Genomic DNA, 17,849 nt, shown 5'->3' on the forward strand with positions numbered 1-17,849 from the left:
CCCGATCACATCGGATCACGCCGGTGTGAGGGTGCCCGCGGCCAGCACCGCCCCGGTCGGCAGGCCGGTGGGCGAGCCGCCGAGGGGCTCGTCCGAGACCGCCAGCGTCGCGCCCTCGAGATCGCGGCGCAACTCTGGGTCCAGGGTCAGGCTGAGCGCGGTCCGGTCCGTAGGCAACACGCCCAGCGACACCGGCAGGGCATCGCCCGAGATCAGCCAAAGCTCATGCGCGCGGCCCGGCGCGGGGGAGCCGCCGCGGCGCTCGAGATAGAGCGCGCCGGTGTCGGCGTCATAGGCGGCGGCGAGTGCCAGGCTGCCATCCTCGGCGGCGATCTCGGCGCGAAAGGCCGGGTCGACGGGCGCGGTCGGCCCGCGCGAGAACAGGTCGGGCGCGAGCATCAACGCGATGGCCAGCGCGGCGGCGGCCAGCGGCAGGCCCCAGGTCAGCCAGCCCCGGCGGCGGGCGCCGAACAGCCGGGCGCTGGTGGCGCGCCAGACCCGGGCGGGCGGCATCACCGGTGCGGCCTCACCGGCCAGCGGCGCGAAATCCTCCTGCCAGCGCGCCACCTCGGCGGCCAGCGCCGGATCATCGGCCAGCCGCGCGGCAAAGGCCCGCGCCTCGTCCGGGGCCAACAGCCCGAGGACGTATTCGCCGGCAAGGGCGCGGTCGTCGTCTGGCAGGTCGGTCGCGCTCATCGTTCCAGACACTCCCTCAGTTTGATCAGGCTGCGCCTGAGCCAGGTCCGCATCGTGTTGAACGGCACGGAAAACCGCTCGGCCAGGTCTGCATAGGTCTCGCCGTCCAGGTAGGCGCCGCGCACCGCCTCGGCGCGCGCGCCCTCCAACTCGTCAAGACAGGCCACGACCCGCCCCGCCTCGGCGCGTGCCATCACCTGCGCCTCGGGCCCGGGGCGGGCGTCGGCGATTTCGGCGGCCTCGTCCATGCCGCCCGCCGCGGCCTGGCGGCGGCGCAGGCGGTCAATGGCATGGTTGCGCGCCACCGCGATCAGCCAGGTCATCGGGCTGAGCCCGTTGGCCCGGTAGCTGCCCGCCCCGTGCCAGACCTTGACGAACACCTCCTGCAGCGCGTCCTCGGCCTCGGCCCGGTCATTCAAGATACGCAAGCACAGCCCGAAAAGTTTCGCCGAGGTGTCGCGATACAGAAGTTTGAACGCCGCACGGTCGCCCTGGGCGGTGCGCGCCAGCCAATCCTCGATGTTGTCGCGCGTTGCCATGCGTCCTCGTCGGTTCGAACAAGCCTAACCGCGCCCGGGGGGCCATGACCAGCCCCGCGGCACTTGCACCCCCCGGCAATATCGGGCACCAACGGCCACGGGCCGGACATGCCCGAAACCCACGAAATGAGCGATGGACGGCACGATGGATATTGACGCGAAACCCACCGAAGAAATCTCGGTCCGCGATGTCTTCGGCATCGACACCGACATGGTGGTCAAGGGGTTCGAGCATAAAACCGAGCGCGTGCCGGACTTCGACCCGACCTACAAGTTCGATCCCGACACCACGCTGGCGATCCTTGCGGGCTTCATGCACAACCGCCGGGTGATGATCCAGGGCTATCACGGCACCGGCAAGTCGACCCATATCGAACAGGTCGCGGCCCGGCTGAACTGGCCCACGGTGCGCGTCAACCTCGACAGCCACATCAGCCGGATCGACCTGATCGGCAAGGACGCGATCAAGCTGCGCGACGGCAAGCAGGTGACCGAGTTCCACGAGGGCATCCTGCCCTGGGCCTTGCGCAACCCGACCGCCATCGTGTTCGACGAATACGACGCAGGCCGCCCGGACGTGATGTTCGTGATCCAGCGGGTGCTGGAGCATGACGGCAAGCTGACGCTGCTGGATCAGAACGAGATCATCACGCCGCACAAGTATTTCCGCCTGTTCGCCACCGCGAACACCGTCGGGCTGGGCGACACCACCGGGCTTTACCACGGGGTGCAGCAGATCAACCAGGCGCAGATGGACCGCTGGTCGCTGGTGGCGACGCTGAACTACCTCAGCCACGACGCCGAAACCGCCATCGTGCTGGCCAAGAACCCGCATTACAACACCGAGAAGGGCCGCAAGATCGTCGCCCAGATGGTGACGGTGGCCGACCTGACCCGCACCGCCTTCATGGCGGGCGACCTGTCCACTGTGATGAGCCCGCGCACGGTGATCAACTGGGCCCAGAACGCGCAGATCTTCCGCAGCGTAGGCTATGCCTTCCGGCTGACCTTCCTGAACAAATGCGACGAGCTGGAGCGCCAGACGGTGGCGGAATTCTACCAGCGCTGCTTTGACGAGGAACTGCCGGAAAGCGCGGCGAGCGCGGCGTTGGGCTGATCGCTCACCCCGGCGGCCTGACGTTCACGCACGGCACCTGAAAGCGGCGCATCCGCGCCATTCCCGGCACGCCCGGCCCCGGCCCGGCCGCGTGGGCCGGACCGAAGCGCCGCCTTATGCCGCGCGGTCGAGCGCGGTGCGTCCGGCCATCGTGGCATGCGCCCACCAGGCGATGTCGTCGAACATCGCCGTTGCCGAGGGTGCGAGCACGGCGTCCACCGCGTCCATGTCCTTGCCCTCGCCCATCGGGCTGACCGCCATGAACGATCCGGCGGCGAGGTGGACGGCGTTGCGCACCGGCACCATCTGCAATTCGATCGCGATGGCGCGCAGGTGTTCGATCGCCCGCGCCGCGCCGACACCGCCGTAACCCATCGCCCCCATCGGCTTTTTGCCCCACTCGACATAGGCCTGGTCGAGCGCGTTCTTCAACGCGCCGGTGATCGAGTGGTTGTATTCGGGCGTGACGAAGACATAGCCGTCAAACTCGGCGATCTTGTCCTGCCAGGCCCGCGCCCTGGGGTCCTGGGTCTCGGCAAACAGGTTCGAGGCGACCTCGTCGAACATCGGCAGGTCAAAGTCGCGCAGGTCGACGATTTCGGCCTCGATGTCGTCATGCGCACGGGCCTTGTCCAGGAGCCAGGCGGCGGGCTTGTCGGCAAAGCGCGCGGCGCGGGTCGAGCCGATGATGATGGCGATTTTCGGTTTTGTGACTGCGGCGGTGGTCATGTGATGCTCCTGTGGCGGTCTTGAATGATGTGCGCGGCTCCGGGCCGCTTGATATCCATATTGATGCACTGACGCGCCGATTCAATCGCTTGATTTGTGCGCCAAAGCACAGAACTTGTGCGGCGGATCACCCTGTTGCCCGGTCTTGTGCGGGCGGGTCCGGGGGTGGCTTGCCGATCCCCCGGACCGGTGCTTTAACGAGACCATGATCAAACCCGTCGACAACCCCGCTGATCCGTTCAAGAAGGCGCTGGCCGAGGCCACCAAGGTGCTGGCCGACGACCGCGATCTGAACGTGAGCTACACCGTCGACCCGTCCGGCGTGGCGGGCGATTCGATGCGTCTGCCGCAGGTCACCCGGCGGATGAGCCGCGACGAGGTGCTCTTGGCGCGCGGCACGGCGGATGCGCTGGCGCTCAAGCACAAGTATCACGACGACGCCACCCACGCCCGCTATGCCCCGCCGGGCGACATGGCGCGCGCGCTCTATGACGCGATGGAAACCGCGCGGGCCGAGGCGGTGGGGGCGCGCGAGATGCCGGGCACGGCGTCGAACATCGACCACAAGATCGCCGAGGAGGCACTGCGCAAGGGCTATGGCGCGATGACCTCGAGCGCCGAGGCGCCGCTGCCCGAGGCGGCGGGTTACCTGGTGCGCCACCTGGCCACCGGGCGCGACATGCCGCCGGGGGCGGCCAACGTGATGAACCTGTGGCGCGGCTTCATCGAGGCCGAGGCCGGCGCGACCTTCGAGGGGCTGGACGCGGCCCTTGCCGACCAGCGCGCCTTTGCCCGCCTCGCCCGGCAGGTGATCGAGGATCTGGGCTACGGCGACCAGCTTGGCGACGACCCCGACGCCCAGGACGAGGACACCGAGGACGAGGCGGAATCCGACGAGGACCAGACCGAGCAGGAAGAGGAAGAGTCCCCCGACACCTCCGAGGAACCCGAGGCCGACCCGGACCGCTCGCAGGAAGAGATGGACGACGAGGCCCAGGCCGAGGTCTCGATGGACGAGATGGCCGACGAGGAAATGGGCGACGAGGCCGAGATGCCCGAGGCCGAGGCCCCGCCCGAGCCGCCATCGCCACCGCCCGCCTCGGAAGCTGACCCGGATTACAAGGTCTACCTGTCCGACCACGACGAGGAGATCGCCGCCGAAGACCTGGCCGAACCGGCGGAACTGGAGCGCCTGCGCGCCTATCTCGACCAGCAGCTCGAACCGCTCAAGGGCGCGGTCAACCGGCTGGCCCACAAGCTTCAGCGCCGCCTGCAGGCGCAACAAAGCCGAAGCTGGGAGTTCGACCTCGAGGAAGGCATCCTCGACGCCGGACGGCTGGCGCGGGTGGTGGCCAACCCGACCACGCCGCTCAGCTTCAAGGTCGAAAAGGACACCGAATTCCGCGACACCGTGGTGACGCTGCTTCTGGACAATTCCGGCTCGATGCGGGGCCGGCCAATCTCGATCGCGGCGATCTGCGCCGACGTGCTGGCGCGCACGCTGGAGCGCTGCGATGTCAAGGTCGAGGTGCTGGGTTTCACCACCCGCGCCTGGAAGGGCGGCATGGCGCGCGAGAAATGGCTGGCCGACGGGCGCCCGCAGTCGCCGGGGCGGCTGAATGACCTGCGCCACATCATCTACAAATCCGCCGACGCGCCGATGCGGCGCACCCGCGCCAACCTTGGCCTGATGATGAAAGAGGGGCTGCTCAAGGAAAACATCGACGGCGAGGCGCTGGAATGGGCGCACCGGCGGCTGGTGAACCGGCCCGAGCAGCGCAAGATCCTGATGGTGATCTCGGACGGCGCGCCGGTGGACGACTCGACCCTCAGCGTGAACCCGGCCAACTACCTCGAAAAGCACCTGCGCGACGTGATCGCCATGGTCGAGCGCCGCCGCCAGGTCGAGCTTCTGGCCATCGGCATCGGCCATGACGTGACCCGCTACTATGAACGCGCGGTGACGATCACCGATGTCGAGCAACTGGCGGGCGCGATGACCGAACAACTTGCCTGCCTGTTCGACCGCGACCCGCGGGCGCGCGCCCGGGTGATGGGAATGAAACGCGCGGGGTAGGCGGTGGCGGGCGTCACCGCGACGCCCGCGCGATATTGCCACCCTCACGCCTGCGCACCCGGCCCGGCTGAACCGGCGGCGCGACGCAGCGATCCGCTTGCACATCCGCCGGTTTCGCTGTTCGATGCCGCAAAACCGGAGTTTGCGATGTTTCAGAGGTTCGAAACCGTGGCGGACCCCAGCCAGGGCCCCGCCCGGCTGGTGGCGTTGCGCGAGGTGATGGCGGGCGAAGGTCTCGACGGCTTTCTGGTGCCGCGCGGCGATGCCCACCGGGGCGAATACGTGGCCGAGTGCGACGCAAGGCTGGGCTGGCTGACCGGGTTTTCCGGCTCCGCCGGGTCCTGCGCGGTTCTTGCCGAAGTGGCGGGGGTGTTCGTCGACGGGCGCTACCGCACCCAGGTGCGCCGGCAGGTCGATCTGGCGCATTTCACCCCGGTCGACTGGCCCGAGATCCAGCCCGGCGACTGGCTGGCGGATCACCTGCCCGGCGGCGGCAAGGTCGGCTTCGACCCCTGGCTGCACAGCCGCGGCGATGTCGAGACGATGGCCAAGGCGACGGCAAGGGCGGGCATCGAACTGGTCGCGACCGACAACCTGGTCGACCGCATCTGGCCCGACCGCCCGGCACCGCCCTCGGGCCACATCCACCCGCACCCGGTCGAGTTCGCCGGGCGCAGCCACGCCGACAAACGCGCCGAGCTGGCCGGCGTGCTGCGCGAGGCCGGGCAGAAGGCGGCAGTGCTGACGCTGTCGGATTCCATCGCCTGGCTCCTGAACATCCGCGGCGACGACCTGCCGCACATCCCGGTGGTGCAGGGCTTTGCCATCCTGCATGACGATGGCCGGGTCGACCTGTTCACCCATCCGGCTCGCCCGGTCGGGATCGGCGCGCACTTCGGCCCCGAAGTCTCGCTCTACCCCCAGGGCGCGTTCGAGGACGCGCTCGCCGGGCTGACCGGCCCGGTCAGGCTCGACAAGGCGACGGCTCCCGAGGCGGTAGCACGCATCCTCGAGGCCGCCGGCACCGCGATCCAGTGGGGCGACGACCCCACCATCCTGCCCAAGGCGCGCAAGAACCCGGTCGAGATCGCCGGCGCCCGCGCCGCGCATCTGCGCGACGCGGCGGCGATGGTCGAGTTCCTGACCTGGTATGACGCCACCGCGCACCGCGGCGGCAGCGACGGGCTGACCGAGATCGACCTGGTGGTCGAACTGGAAAGCCAGCGCCGGGCCACCAATGCGCTCAAGGACATCTCGTTCGAGACCATCGCCGGGTCGGGGCCGAACGGCGCGGTGATGCACTACCGCGTCACCCGCGAGACCGACCGAAGGCTCGCGCAGGGCGACCTGGTGGTGCTGGACAGCGGCGGGCAATACCTCGACGGCACCACCGACATCACCCGAACCCTGCCGGTGGGCACGGTCGGGGACGAGGAAAAAGCGGCCTTCACCCGCGTGCTGCAAGGCATGATCGCGATGTCGCGCGCGCGCTTTCCCAAGGGCGTGGCCGGCGCGCATCTCGACGCGCTGGCGCGCTACCCGCTGTGGCTGGCGCACCAGGATTTCAACCACGGCACCGGCCACGGCGTCGGCTCCTACCTGTCGGTGCACGAAGGGCCGCAACGCCTGTCGCGCCTGTCCGACACGCCGCTGGAACCGGGCATGATCCTGTCGAACGAACCCGGCTACTACCGCGAGGGCGCCTTCGGCATCCGCATCGAGAACCTGATGGTGGTCACTCCGGCGCCGCGCCCCGAGGGCGGCGACGACCGCGACATGCTGATGTTCGAGACTCTCACCTGGGTGCCGATCGACCGGCGGCTGATCGTGGCGGGCCTGATGTCGCCGGACGAACGCGACTGGCTCGACCGGTATCACGCGATGGTGCGCGAAAAGATCGGGCCGCGGGTCTCGTCCGCGGCGCGCGCCTGGCTCGATGCGGCCTGCGCGCCGATCTGACAATGAGGAAAGGGAACGACATGGCCAAGACGATCGAAGTTCGGGACAAGCCCGGCAAATGGGTGGTGCGCGCCGGTGGCGCGGTGCTGGGCGAAACCGACCGGGCGCTGGAACTGATCGAGGGCGACCTGCCGCCGGTCATCTACTTCCCGAAGGGCGACCTCGCCATGGCGATGCTCGAGCCGACCGAGACCCGCACCACCTGCCCGCACAAGGGCGAGGCGTCTTATTACGCGATCCACACAAAATCCACGGTGATCGACGACGCGGGCTGGAGCTACGAGACCCCGCATGACGCGGTCGCGGCCATCGCCGGGCACATCGCCTTCTATCCCGACAAGGCCACGGTCGAGGAACTCTGACCCTCTGCCGCTTCATCTTGGCGGCAAATACTCATGGCCGAGGCCCCGTCCGAAGGACGGGGCCGAGACCAACATGCGCGCCGCAGGCGCTCGTTTTTCGCGGGCCTCAGACGATCCAGCGCGGCGCCGGGAAGGCGACGATATTGTCCTCGGCCAGCGCCTCGCGCGCCATGCGGCTGCCGGCGCGGGCGGCCGCGATGCGGCTGGTCAGGCTCTCGCCGCGGCCCCGGTCGGTGGCGGCGACGATCACGTCGCGCATGTCGGGAAACGAATGGGCCTGCTCGACCATCCGCGCCGCGTCATAGGCGCTCTGCCCCAGCCCCATGTAATGGCCCAGCGATCCGCCCGAATGCACCAGCCGCGCGCGAAACAGCGAGGTGGCGATCAGGCATTCATCCGCCAGCCGGCGCAGCGCCGGGGTCGGGGCGTCCGCGTCCATCGCCTGGAGCACCCGGATCGTCAGCCGGTCGAGCCCCGGACAATCGCGCATGAAGCGCGCCAGCGTGATCGCGAGATAGTGGCGCAGGCTGTCGCTCAGCGGGATGCCGCTTTCCTGCACCCCGTCCTCCACCAGCCCGTCCGCCGCTGCAACAAAGGTATCCGACATCGAAAGACCTCCTTGCCTGTGCAAGATCAGGCTAGCGCGGTCCAATAGATACGCAAAACACTTTCTTTCCGGGGGCTTGTCACGCTTGCGCGACGCCACGGCGCTCAGGAATGCTCCTCGGCGGCGGTTTCGGCCAACACCCGGTTGAATGCCTTGAGCGCATCGACATGGTGCAGCGTCCCCCACAATTCCGGCGGCTGGCCCTCGCCGCCGATCGTCACCACCGGGATGAAATCGACGCGGTGCTGGTCGAACATCGGCATCGCCGCCTCCAGCGTGGCGTTGCCGTCGATGTAGACGCCGCTCTCGACCAGCTCCCAACAGCTTTCCTCGGGCGGCGCGCCGGGGGCGTCGGCCTTCTGCATCGCGCTGGCCACCCGCACCGTCGACATGAGCCACGCCTGCGGCCCGGCGGCCAGGCGGATGCCGCGCCGTTCGAGCTGGGTCAGGAAATAGCTCATGTCGACCCAGCGCGAGGCCAGCGCCGAGGACAGCGACACGCTGACCATCACCGCCAGCCCGGTCTGCCAGTCGCCGGTCAGCTCGAACATGATCAGCGTGGTCGAGATCGGCGCCCCCAGCACCGCCGCCGCCACCGCCCCCATGCCCGCCAGCGCATAGAGCGTCTGCGAGCCGGACACGTCGGGAAACACCGCCGTGGCGATCAGCCCGAAGGCCAACCCGGTCAGCGCCCCCACCATCAGCGCGGGCGAGAACATGCCGCCGCCCATGCGCCCGCCCATGGTGATCGACACCGCGACGATCTTGAGCGCGCAGAGCACGATGGCCTCACGCAGCAGCAACTCGCCGGTCAGCGCCAGCGAGGTGGTCTCGTAGCCGACGCCGATGATATGCGGAAAGAACACCGCCAGCGCCCCCAGCATCAGCCCGGCCAGCGCCGGGCGCAGAACCTGCGGCAGGCGGGTGACGCGCTGCAACTTGTCGCCGAGATCCTCGGCCAGGAACACCGACTTGATCAGCACCACCGCGACCACGCCCGACACCAGCCCGAGGATCAGGAAGGCGGGCAATTCGACGTAGAACGCCACGTCGCCCGACTGGCGCAGGGTGAACTCGGAGACACCGCCGAACTTCAGCCGGTTGATCACCGTGCCCGCGACGCTGGCGATGGCGATGGGGGCAAAGGAATGCACCGCGAAATGCCGCAGCACCACCTCGAGCGCGAACAGCGCCCCGGCAATCGGCGCGTTGAACGAGGCCGAGACCGCCGCCGCCACCGCGCAGCCCAACAGGTCGCGCCCGGTCACGCCCGAGGCATTGATCCGCCCCGATACCCATGTGGCGATGACCGCGGCCATGTGCACCACCGGCCCCTCGCGGCCCGACGATCCGCCCGTCGACAGCGTGATCAGCGAGGCCAGCGCCGAGCCGACGCCGGCGCGCCGCTCGACCCGGCCATCGTAAAGCGCCGCCCCCTCGATCACGTCGGCCACCGCGCGCACCCGCCCGTCGGGCGTGAACCAGCTCAGGATCAGCCCGACCGCCAGCCCGCCCAGAACCGGCACGATCATCACCCAGTACCACGGCAGCGCGCTGGCACTGGTGTGCATCAGGGTGACATCGTCTGCCTGGTAGAAGAACGCCTCCAGCCAGCCGATCGCCAGCCGGAACCCCAGCGCCGCGAAGCCCGCCGCGATGCCCACCACCAGGGCGATGAACCAGAACTGCACCTGCCCCGGTCCCTGCTCGCGCAAGACGTGCCAAGCCTCGGCCAACTCGCGGCGCAGGCGAACTGCGCGCCGAAACAGGTAAAATTTTAGCCGTCTCGCCATCAGGTCCGACTTTCACGGTCTTTGCATCGGCTGGCAAGCGCGCCTACCTTGGACCCGGGGGCACATCGGGGGATGGCATGACCATCGAAACTGCGCTTGCCGGGCTTTCGGCACTTCTAGGCGATCGGCTCAGCCGGTCCAAGTCCGATCTGGCGGCCCATGGCCGCTCCGAGGCGCATTTCGCCCCGGCCCCGCCCGATGCCGTGGCCTATCCCGAAACCACCCAAGAGGTCGCCTCCATCGCCGCCATCTGCAACGAAAACGCCTGCCCGCTGATCGCCTACGGCGCCGGAACCGCGCTCGAGGGCCATACCAGCGCGATACAGGGCGGCGTCAGCCTCGATTTCAGACACATGGACCGGGTGATCAGGGTCTCGCCCGGCGACATGCTGGCGGTGGTCGGGCCGGGGCTGACGCGCGAGGCGCTGAACCGCGAATTGCGCGCCACGGGGCTGTTCTTTCCGGTCGACCCCGGCGCCAACGCATCATTGGGCGGCATGGCGGCGACCCGCGCCTCGGGCACCACGGCGGTGCGCTATGGCACGATGCGCGACAACGTGCTGGCGCTCGAGGTGGTGCTGGCGGACGGGCGCATCGTGCGAACCGGCACCGATGCGCGTAAATCCGCCGCCGGCTACGACCTGACCGCGCTGATGCTGGGCTCCGAGGGCACGCTGGGCATCATCACCGAACTGACCCTGAAACTGCAGGGCCAGCCCGAGGCGATCACCGCCGGCACCTGCGCCTTCGACAGCATCGCAGCGGCGGTCGGCGCGGTCACGGCGGTGATCCAGGCGGGCGTGCCGATGGCGCGGATCGAGTTCCTCGACGAGGCCTCCATCGCCGCGGTCAACGCCCATGCCGGCACCGACCTGCCCGAGACTCCGCACCTTTTCGTCGAGTTCCACGGCTCCGACGGCGCGGTCGCCGAGGACGCCGCCACCTTCGCCGAGATCGCCGCCGATTTCGGCGCGCAGGGCATCCAGACCGCCACCCGCACCGAGGACCGCAACGCGCTCTGGGCGGCGCGTCACCACGCCTACTGGGCCTGCCTGGGGCTGAAACCCGGCGCCACGGCGCTGATCACCGACATCTGCGTGCCGATCTCGCGCCTTGCCCAGGCGGTCGAGGACACCCGCGCCGACATCGAGGCCGCCTCGATCCCCGGCCCGATCCTCGGCCATGTCGGCGACGGCAATTTCCACGCCATCCTGCTGGTCGACCCCGACAGCCCCGCCGACCTCGCCGAGGCCCGGCGCCTGTCCGCGCGCATGGCGACGCGCGCGCTGGACCTCGGCGGCACCGTGACCGGTGAACACGGCATCGGCATCGGCAAGCTCGACTACATGGCGAAACAGCATGGCGAGGGCTGGGCGGTGATGGCGGCGATCAAGCAGGCGCTCGACCCCAACGGCATCCTGAATCCGGGCAAGATGGTTCGGGTGAACCGATGAACCGCTTTCGCAAGACCTGGGCGAGAACGCTGGCCTGGAGCCGCAGCCGCCTGCCGCCGGGATTGCGGCTGGTGGCGGGGATCGTGCTGATCGCCGGCGGCATCCTGGGCTTTCTGCCGGTGCTGGGTTTCTGGATGATCCCGCTGGGGGTGGCGGTGGCGGCGCTCGACGTCAAACCCTTGTGGCGACGCTGGACAAAGCCGCCCAAGTGACCCCCTGCCCCTTCATCTTGGTGGCAAATACTCAAACACGAAGAACCGAGCGCGCCGCAGGCGCTCATTCTGGCGGCGGCCGGGTCAGCCCTGCGGCGGCATCGCCCGGCGGGCCCGGTCGCGCTCGACCCCCAACTGGTGTTCGCGCCAGATGATCACGATGCCCGCCACCACGATCAGCGCCGCACCCCCCAGGGTGGTGCGGGTCGGCACCTCGGCGAAGATCACGTAGCCGATGGCAATGGCCAGCAGCATCGAAGCATAGTCGAACGGCGCCACCACCGAGGCCGGCGCGAAGCGATAAGCCGAGGTCGCGAGCCCCTGCCCGATGCCCCCCAGCGTCCCGGCCCCGACCAGCAGCGCCGCGTCCATGCCCGATGGCACCACCCAGCCGAACGGCAGCGTCAGAAGCGCCAGCAGCATCGAGGACAGGGTGAAGTAGAACACCACCGTGGCCGCGCGTTCGCGCATCACCAGCTTGCGGATGAAGATCTGCGCCAGCGCCGCGAAGATCGCCGACATCAACACCAGCGCCGCCCCCAGCGCCTGAACCGCCTCGACCTGGCCCGCCGTCAGGGTGGTCAGGCGCGGCGACAGCACGATCAGCACCCCGACCATGCCCAGCGCCACCGCCGACAGGCGAAACAGCCGCACCTCCTCGCCCAAGAACATCGCGGCGAAGACCACCACCAGGATCGGCGCGGCATAGCCCAGCGCGGTGACCTCGGGCAGCGGCAGCATGGTCAGCCCGGCAAACCCCAGCCCCATCGACAGCGTGCCGATCATGCCGCGCCAGACATGGCCCATCAGGTTGTCGGTCTTGAGCCCGACGCGCAATTCGCGCCGCCAGGCGAGCCAGACGATGATCACCGGAAAGGCGAACAACGAGCGAAAGAACACCACCTCGCCCGGCGGCACGCGGCCATCGGTGGCCTTGATCAGGGCCTGCATCGCCACGAAGGTGGCGACGGCTGCGAGTTTCAGAAGGACGGCGAGTTTGACGTTCATGACCTTCGGTTGATCACGAAGCGCGCCGACCGGCAAGCCTGAGCCGCCCGCGCGGGTTCACCCGATGCTCAGAACCTCTCGTTGGCGACCCTGGCGAAGCGTGCCACGTCGAGCAGCATGCCCTGCACCGCCTTTTCATTGCCGGCGGCGTTCAGGACACGTATCCGCCCGCGCTCCGACGCGCTTTCCGGGATCGCGTCGCAATCGTCGTCGATCATCGACCATTCCCCTTCCGGCCCGTCCGACCCCCAGTAGCAGTCGTAAAGCCGGTTGCCGGCCCCGGTCCTGGCCAGGAAAAACACCTCGAAACCGCCGTCGTCGCGCCCGCCACCGACCCAGATCTTGAGGATCACGTCGCTCGAGCCGCGCCGCTCCGGGTCCGGGACCGGTCGCAGGGCCGAGGCCGTTGCGGCGTCTGCCATGTCCTGAAGAAGCGCGCGATTGCGCCCGATCACCTCGGGATCGGGCAGGAGCGCAAGCTGCGCCCGGGGCGTATATGTCGCAAAGTCATCGACCGCGTCGAACAGCGCCGGCAAGGCGGCCAGCACCGGCGCGATCTCGTCGCGCTCTGCCCGGGTGGGCGGGCGGGTTTCCGCCTCGCCGCCGACCAGCTGAATCCGCTCGAGCGTGCCGTCGCAGCCCCGGTCGAGCCCCTTGTTCACGTCCCCGTCGCGGCGATCGCGGAAGGCGATCAGGAAGGTGCAGACCGAACGGTCGGGCTTGACCGAGAATTGCAGGATCACGGCGCGGTAGAACTCGACCCGCATCACCCGGTAGTCGCCATCCGTCCTGGCCCAGGGGCTGGCAAGCACCTGGGTGGCGAGATCGGATATCGGCCCGATGGAGCCGCCTGCCTCGGGCGCGGCTTTCTCTTCCGCCCTTGCGGCCTCGGCGGCGCGTTCCTGTTTCGCCAACGCCAAGGCCAGCTTGTCGAGCCGCGCGACGGTTTCGGCATCGGTCACGACCCGGTAGCGCACCATGTCCAGCGCATCGGCCTTGCCGGTGGCCAGCGTCAGGGCACGGCGAAGCGCGGCCGGGTCGTCGAAGCTGCAACAGCCCAGCACTTTCTCATGGGCGATACCGGCGGCCTCCAGATCCTTGCCGAGATCGCCGATCCGGCTTGGCACCGCCAGTTCGACGGTGTCGTCAGCAAGTCGCAGGATCGTGTAGTAATACGCCGGCGCGGTGTCTCCGGTTCGCAGTTCAACGCCAAGCCACCCGCCGTCGAGGGGATAGAGGCGAAAGCCCTGCAAATCCTCGGGACGGGCACCGGCGCCCTGCGACTCGATCCTGTATTCTCCGTCGGCGAGGCCCACTTTCAACAAGGCCGGCAGACCGCCGGCAAGCTCGCTGCTGCCAGTTTCGATCTGACCCCGCGCATCGAGGCCGGCCAGCGCAAAGCGCGCCGGCAGTTGCGTCGTCGCCTCGCGGCTGTCCAGCAACGGCGCGTCACCCGCTGCGAAACAGCCCGCAAGCAGGAATGCCGCCAACAGCGTCAGCGCCGCCCGGACAAGATCGCCTTGCCGCGGCGCGGGCCGCCAACGGTCGGAATTGCACTGACCCCCCATCGCTGAAACGCGCCCCCTTCGCGAATTCGACGGTTCCGATACGCCCTCGTGACCGCTATCATGCCATGATTGCCGGCATTTTTCCACACGCACCGCAATTGGCGCCTGAACGGGTCGAGTGAACGGACATGACGAACAAGGAACGTGTGCTGGTCACCGGGGCCGCGGGCATCGTCGGGCGCGCGACGGTCGCTGCCCTCGTGGCGGCCCCCGACCGCCCCGAAATCCTCGCCACCGACCGCGACGCTCGGGCGCTGGCCCGGCTTGGCACCGCTGTCGAGAAGGTGGCGGGCGACATCGCAGATGCGGCGACGCTGGCGGGCAGGCTGGGCGGGGTGACGGCGGCGATCCACTTGGCGGCGGTGCTGCCGCCCCTGGCCGACGACCAGCCCGATCTGGCCGACCGGGTCAATATCGGCGGCACCGGGGCGCTCATCGCCACCCTGGCGCGCGAGGCGCCGGGGGCATTCTTCATCCATGCCTCGTCGATCTCGGTCTACGGCGACCGCTGCGCCGACCCCGATATCCGGGTGGGCGATCCGCTGGCCCCCTCCGAGGGCGACCACTACGCCACCACCAAGATCGCCGGGGAAGAGGTGGTGCGCCGGGGGCCGCTCGACTGGACGATCCTGCGGCTGTCGGCGGTGATGGGCGGGCACCGGATGACGCCCCTGATGTTCCACATGCCGCTGGACACCAAGCTGGAAATCCTGACGCCCGAGGATACGGGCCGGGCGCTGGCGGCGGCGCGTCACGCGCGCGCGGCGCTGGCGGGCAAGACCTTCAACCTGGGCGGCGGGGCGGCCTGCCGCACCACCTTTCGCGCCTATCTCGAGGCGGTGTTCGCGCGGATCGGGCTGGGCCGGTTCGACCTGCCCGAGGCGGCCTTCGCCACGCGCAACTTTCATTGCGGCCATTACATGGATGGCGATGCGCTGGAGGACATCCTGCATTTCCGCAAGGACACGCTGGCCAGCCACCTCGACGAGATTGCCGCAGACTGGCCGTGGTGGCGGCGCGCGGCGCTGACCCTTGCGCGGCGTCCGGCCAAGGCGTTCCTGGTGTCGCGCTCCGAGCCGCTGGCGGCCCTTCGCGCGGGCGACGCGGCGCTGATCCGGCGCTACTACGGGGTCAATCCGCCAGACGTGCCTTGACGAGTGCGGTGAAATCCTCGCCCCGCGCCTCGAAATCGGGGTATTGGTCGAAGCTCGCGGCAGCGGGGGCGAGCAGCACGGTATCGCCCGGCTCGGCCTCGTCGGCGGCGCGCGCGACCGCGATCGCCATGGTGTCGCAGATCTCGTGCGGCGTATCGCCCAGCGCCAGCGCGAATTCGCGCGCCGAATGGCCGATCAGGTAGGCCTTGGCGACATGGCCCAGATGCGGCGCCAGCGCCGCGATGCCGCCCTCCTTGCCCAGCCCGCCGGCGATCCAGCGCACCCGGGCAAAGGCGGTCAGGGCGGCGGCGGCGCTGTCGGTGTTGGTGGCCTTGGAATCGTTGACGAAGCGCACGCCATTCGCCTCGCCCACCAGTTGCGAGCGGTGCGGCAGGCCCTTGAAGCTGGCCAGCGCCGCCTCGATCTGGCGTGGCCCAAGGCCCAGCGCGCGGGTGGCGGCGAAGGCGGCGCAGGCGTTCTGGTGGTTGTGGCTGCCGGGCAGGCCGGACATGTCGCGCAGGTCGATCGAGGCCACCTGCCGGCCCTTGCGGTATTCCGACAGATAGCCCTTGCGCGCGAACACCTGCCAGCCGGGGCCGGTCAGCTTGTGGTCGACCGACACCCGGATCACCCGGTCATCCCCCGGCCCCTCGGCCATCTGGCCCGCGAGGAACACGCCCTCGGGTTCGTCCACGCCGATGATGGCGCGATCCGGCCCGCCCTCGGCAAAGAGCCGCCGCTTGGCCGCGAAATAGCCGCCCACGCCGCCGTGCCGGTCGAGGTGGTCGGGGCTGAGGTTGGTGAACACCGCGATGTCGGGGGTGAGGGCGCGGGCAAGCTCGGTCTGATAGCTCGACAGTTCCAGCACCACCACGCCCCCGTCGCTGCCCGGGTCGAGGTCGAGCACGCCGCGCCCGATATTGCCGCCAAGCTGCGCCGGGCGCCCGGCCTCGGTCAGGATGTGGTGGATCAGCGCCGAGGTGGTGGATTTGCCGTTCGATCCGGTGATGGCGACGACCTTGGGCGGCGTCTCCATGTTGTCCCATTCGGGCGTCGCGAAGGAGCGGAAAAACAGCCCGATATCGTTGTCGACCGGCACGCCGGCGGCCATCGCGCGGGCGATGTGGCGGTTGGGCGCGGGGTAGAGATGCGGGATGCCGGGCGAGGCGATCAGGGTGGCGAGGTTGTCGAAGGCATCGCGGCGCGACAGGTCGTGCAGGCCGAGACCCTCACCTTCGGCGCGGGTGCGCGCCTCGGGGCTGTCGTCCCAGCAGAGCGCGTTGGCGCCCCCGGCCTCAAGCGCGCGGGCGGTGGCGAGGCCGGAGCGGCCAAGGCCGAGCACGGCGACGTTCTGGCCTTCGTATCCACGGACGGGGATCATGGCGGGGCTCCGGTTGATGCTCGGAATTTGGTAGCCGGTTGCGGCCCGTTTTGCCAGAGGCGGCGGGGGGACACCGCTTCGAAGCGCCTTGCCTCAGCGCACCTTGAGCGTCGCCAACCCGATCAGCGCCAGCACCAGCGCGATGATCCAGAAGCGGATCACGATCTGCGGTTCGGACCAGCCGCGTTTCTCGAAGTGGTGGTGGATCGGGGCCATCAGGAACACCCGTTTGCCGGTGCGCTTGAAATAGAGCACCTGGATGATGACCGACAGCGCCTCGACCACGAACAGGCCGCCGACGATGGCCAGCACCACCTCGTGCTTCATTGCCACCGCGATCGCCCCCAGCGCGCCGCCCAGCGCCAGCGAGCCGGTGTCGCCCATGAACACGGCGGCGGGCGGTGCGTTATACCAAAGAAACCCCAGCCCGCCCCCGATCAGACCGGCGGCGAAGATCAGAAGCTCGCCGGTGCCGGGGACATAGTGAACCTCGAGATACTCGGTGAAGTCGACCCGCCCGACCGCGTAGGCGATGATGCCCAGCGTGCCCGCCGCGATCATCACCGGCATGATCGCAAGGCCATCCAGACCGTCGGTCAGGTTGACCGCGTTGGCCGCGCCGACGATGACGAACCCCGCGAACGGCAGGAAGAACCAGCCCAGGTTGATCAGCGTGTCCTTGAACACCGGCAGCGCCAACTGGTTGGTAAGCTCCGCCGGGTGAAACTGCGCCACGAACCAGGCCGCGCCCAGCGCGATCACGCCTTCCAGCAGCAGGCGGGTCTTGCCCGACAGGCCGGAATAATTGTCATTCTTGCGGATCTTGGAGAAGTCGTCGGCAAACCCGATCAGCCCGAAACTGAGCGTCACCCCCAGCACCATCAGCACGAAACCATTGTCGAGCCGCGCCCACAAGAGCGTCGCCACCGCGATCGCGCCGATGATCAGAACGCCGCCCATCGTGGGCGTGCCCGCTTTCGTCTCGACATGGCCCTCGGGGCCGTCGACGCGGATCGGTTGGCCGGATTTCTGGCGCCGTTTCAACAGGTTGATCAGGGGACGTCCGAACAGGAAACCAAAGATCAGGGCCGTGAAAAAGGCGCCGCCGGCGCGGAAGGTGATGTATCGGAACAGGTTGAATACATCGCCCCCGTCGGAAAATTCGGTCAACCAGTATAGCATCCAGCGCGTCC

General features: G+C 69.0%; 16 protein-coding genes. 7 read left to right on the plus strand and 9 right to left on the minus strand.

Annotated features, from left to right (window positions below):
• Positions 1 to 15: 15 nt before the first annotated feature.
• Together FVF75_RS01550 and FVF75_RS01555 are read right to left on the minus strand one after the other, a co-directional pair.
• Positions 16 to 696 carry an anti-sigma factor gene (locus FVF75_RS01550; RefSeq protein WP_148375986.1) on the minus strand — a complete coding sequence of 227 codons (681 nt, stop codon included), beginning with the start codon at positions 694 to 696 and terminating at the stop codon, positions 16 to 18.
• Complete coding sequence (locus FVF75_RS01555; RefSeq protein WP_148375987.1) at positions 693 to 1,235, minus strand: sigma-70 family RNA polymerase sigma factor; 543 nt, start codon at positions 1,233 to 1,235, stop codon at positions 693 to 695. The genes FVF75_RS01550 and FVF75_RS01555 overlap by 4 nt, the downstream gene beginning before the upstream one ends.
• Before the next feature lie 133 nt (positions 1,236 to 1,368).
• Between FVF75_RS01555 and cobS the strand changes: the two genes are divergently transcribed.
• A complete protein-coding gene (gene cobS / locus FVF75_RS01560) occupies positions 1,369 to 2,352 on the plus strand; it encodes a cobaltochelatase subunit CobS (protein WP_148375988.1) in 984 nt (327 codons plus the stop codon).
• Between the two features lie 114 nt (positions 2,353 to 2,466).
• On the opposite strand, the gene FVF75_RS01565 is transcribed toward cobS, so the two are convergent.
• A complete protein-coding gene (locus FVF75_RS01565) occupies positions 2,467 to 3,081 on the minus strand; it encodes an NADPH-dependent FMN reductase (RefSeq protein WP_148375989.1) in 615 nt (204 codons plus the stop codon).
• Between the two features lie 205 nt (positions 3,082 to 3,286).
• Between FVF75_RS01565 and cobT the strand changes: the two genes are divergently transcribed.
• The 3 genes from cobT to FVF75_RS01580 all read left to right on the plus strand — a co-directional run bounded on the left by cobT (position 3,287) and on the right by FVF75_RS01580 (position 7,479).
• Complete coding sequence (cobT, locus tag FVF75_RS01570; RefSeq protein WP_148375990.1) at positions 3,287 to 5,158, plus strand: cobaltochelatase subunit CobT; 1,872 nt, start codon at positions 3,287 to 3,289, stop codon at positions 5,156 to 5,158.
• Between the two features lie 147 nt (positions 5,159 to 5,305).
• A complete protein-coding gene (locus FVF75_RS01575) occupies positions 5,306 to 7,117 on the plus strand; it encodes an aminopeptidase P family protein (RefSeq protein ID WP_148375991.1) in 1,812 nt (603 codons plus the stop codon).
• Positions 7,118 to 7,137: 20 nt separating this feature from the next.
• On the plus strand, positions 7,138 to 7,479 hold the full coding sequence (locus FVF75_RS01580) for a DUF427 domain-containing protein (RefSeq protein ID WP_148375992.1): 342 nt from the start codon (positions 7,138 to 7,140) through the stop codon (positions 7,477 to 7,479).
• 106 nt (positions 7,480 to 7,585) lie between these two features.
• Here the strand turns inward: FVF75_RS01580 and FVF75_RS01585 are convergent, their stop codons facing one another.
• Together FVF75_RS01585 and FVF75_RS01590 are read right to left on the minus strand one after the other, a co-directional pair.
• On the minus strand, positions 7,586 to 8,086 hold the full coding sequence (locus FVF75_RS01585) for a hypothetical protein (RefSeq protein ID WP_148375993.1): 501 nt from the start codon (positions 8,084 to 8,086) through the stop codon (positions 7,586 to 7,588).
• A gap of 104 nt (positions 8,087 to 8,190) precedes the next feature.
• Positions 8,191 to 9,879 (minus strand): chloride channel protein, encoded by a 1,689-nt coding sequence (locus FVF75_RS01590; RefSeq protein ID WP_148375994.1) that lies wholly within the window; start codon positions 9,877 to 9,879, stop codon positions 8,191 to 8,193.
• 77 nt (positions 9,880 to 9,956) lie between these two features.
• Between FVF75_RS01590 and FVF75_RS01595 the strand changes: the two genes are divergently transcribed.
• Positions 9,957 to 11,333 (plus strand): FAD-binding oxidoreductase, encoded by a 1,377-nt coding sequence (locus FVF75_RS01595; RefSeq protein WP_148375995.1) that lies wholly within the window; start codon positions 9,957 to 9,959, stop codon positions 11,331 to 11,333.
• Entirely contained in the window at positions 11,330 to 11,545 is a 216-nt protein-coding gene (locus tag FVF75_RS01600) for a hypothetical protein (RefSeq protein ID WP_148375996.1), read from the plus strand. Before FVF75_RS01595 ends, FVF75_RS01600 begins: the two co-directional genes overlap by 4 nt.
• A gap of 84 nt (positions 11,546 to 11,629) precedes the next feature.
• Here the strand turns inward: FVF75_RS01600 and FVF75_RS01605 are convergent, their stop codons facing one another.
• Together FVF75_RS01605 and FVF75_RS01610 are read right to left on the minus strand one after the other, a co-directional pair.
• Positions 11,630 to 12,553, minus strand: coding sequence for a DMT family transporter (locus tag FVF75_RS01605; RefSeq protein ID WP_148375997.1), 924 nt, complete (start codon positions 12,551 to 12,553; stop codon positions 11,630 to 11,632).
• A 68-nt stretch (positions 12,554 to 12,621) separates the two neighbouring features.
• Positions 12,622 to 14,121 (minus strand): hypothetical protein, encoded by a 1,500-nt coding sequence (locus FVF75_RS01610; RefSeq protein ID WP_148375998.1) that lies wholly within the window; start codon positions 14,119 to 14,121, stop codon positions 12,622 to 12,624.
• A 128-nt stretch (positions 14,122 to 14,249) separates the two neighbouring features.
• On the opposite strand from FVF75_RS01610, the gene FVF75_RS01615 reads away from it, so the two are divergent.
• On the plus strand, positions 14,250 to 15,275 hold the full coding sequence (locus FVF75_RS01615) for an NAD-dependent epimerase/dehydratase family protein (protein WP_148375999.1): 1,026 nt from the start codon (positions 14,250 to 14,252) through the stop codon (positions 15,273 to 15,275).
• On the opposite strand, the gene murD is transcribed toward FVF75_RS01615, so the two are convergent.
• Positions 15,253 to 16,656, minus strand: a complete 1,404-nt coding sequence (murD, locus tag FVF75_RS01620) for a UDP-N-acetylmuramoyl-L-alanine--D-glutamate ligase (RefSeq protein WP_148376000.1) — start codon at positions 16,654 to 16,656, stop codon at positions 15,253 to 15,255. The two genes, FVF75_RS01615 and murD, sit on opposite strands and share 23 nt — an antisense overlap.
• Positions 16,657 to 16,749: 93 nt before the next feature.
• The gene (gene mraY, locus FVF75_RS01625) at positions 16,750 to 17,838 is read right to left on the minus strand and encodes a phospho-N-acetylmuramoyl-pentapeptide-transferase (protein ID WP_148376001.1); all 1,089 of its coding nucleotides are present in this window, start codon (positions 17,836 to 17,838) and stop codon (positions 16,750 to 16,752) included.
• Positions 17,839 to 17,849: the final 11 nt, after the last annotated feature.

The sequence above is a fragment of the Maritimibacter fusiformis genome (assembly GCF_008086115.1).
GTDB lineage: Bacteria > Pseudomonadota > Alphaproteobacteria > Rhodobacterales > Rhodobacteraceae > Muriiphilus > Muriiphilus fusiformis.

Excerpts from the sequence above, each read along its gene's own strand:
- FVF75_RS01550 (WP_148375986.1), bottom strand. The coding sequence starts at position 696 with ATGAGCGCGACCGACCTGCCAGACGACGACCGCGCCCTTGCCGGCGAA.
- FVF75_RS01555 (WP_148375987.1), bottom strand. The coding sequence starts at position 1,235 with ATGGCAACGCGCGACAACATCGAGGATTGGCTGGCGCGCACCGCCCAG.
- cobS (WP_148375988.1), top strand. The coding sequence starts at position 1,369 with ATGGACGGCACGATGGATATTGACGCGAAACCCACCGAAGAAATCTCG.
- FVF75_RS01565 (WP_148375989.1), bottom strand. The coding sequence starts at position 3,081 with ATGACCACCGCCGCAGTCACAAAACCGAAAATCGCCATCATCATCGGC.
- cobT (WP_148375990.1), top strand. The coding sequence starts at position 3,287 with ATGATCAAACCCGTCGACAACCCCGCTGATCCGTTCAAGAAGGCGCTG.
- FVF75_RS01575 (WP_148375991.1), top strand. The coding sequence starts at position 5,306 with ATGTTTCAGAGGTTCGAAACCGTGGCGGACCCCAGCCAGGGCCCCGCC.
- FVF75_RS01580 (WP_148375992.1), top strand. The coding sequence starts at position 7,138 with ATGGCCAAGACGATCGAAGTTCGGGACAAGCCCGGCAAATGGGTGGTG.
- FVF75_RS01585 (WP_148375993.1), bottom strand. The coding sequence starts at position 8,086 with ATGTCGGATACCTTTGTTGCAGCGGCGGACGGGCTGGTGGAGGACGGG.
- FVF75_RS01590 (WP_148375994.1), bottom strand. The coding sequence starts at position 9,879 with ATGGCGAGACGGCTAAAATTTTACCTGTTTCGGCGCGCAGTTCGCCTG.
- FVF75_RS01595 (WP_148375995.1), top strand. The coding sequence starts at position 9,957 with ATGACCATCGAAACTGCGCTTGCCGGGCTTTCGGCACTTCTAGGCGAT.
- FVF75_RS01600 (WP_148375996.1), top strand. The coding sequence starts at position 11,330 with ATGAACCGCTTTCGCAAGACCTGGGCGAGAACGCTGGCCTGGAGCCGC.
- FVF75_RS01605 (WP_148375997.1), bottom strand. The coding sequence starts at position 12,553 with ATGAACGTCAAACTCGCCGTCCTTCTGAAACTCGCAGCCGTCGCCACC.
- FVF75_RS01610 (WP_148375998.1), bottom strand. The coding sequence starts at position 14,121 with ATGGGGGGTCAGTGCAATTCCGACCGTTGGCGGCCCGCGCCGCGGCAA.
- FVF75_RS01615 (WP_148375999.1), top strand. The coding sequence starts at position 14,250 with ATGACGAACAAGGAACGTGTGCTGGTCACCGGGGCCGCGGGCATCGTC.
- murD (WP_148376000.1), bottom strand. The coding sequence starts at position 16,656 with ATGATCCCCGTCCGTGGATACGAAGGCCAGAACGTCGCCGTGCTCGGC.
- mraY (WP_148376001.1), bottom strand. The coding sequence starts at position 17,838 with ATGCTATACTGGTTGACCGAATTTTCCGACGGGGGCGATGTATTCAAC.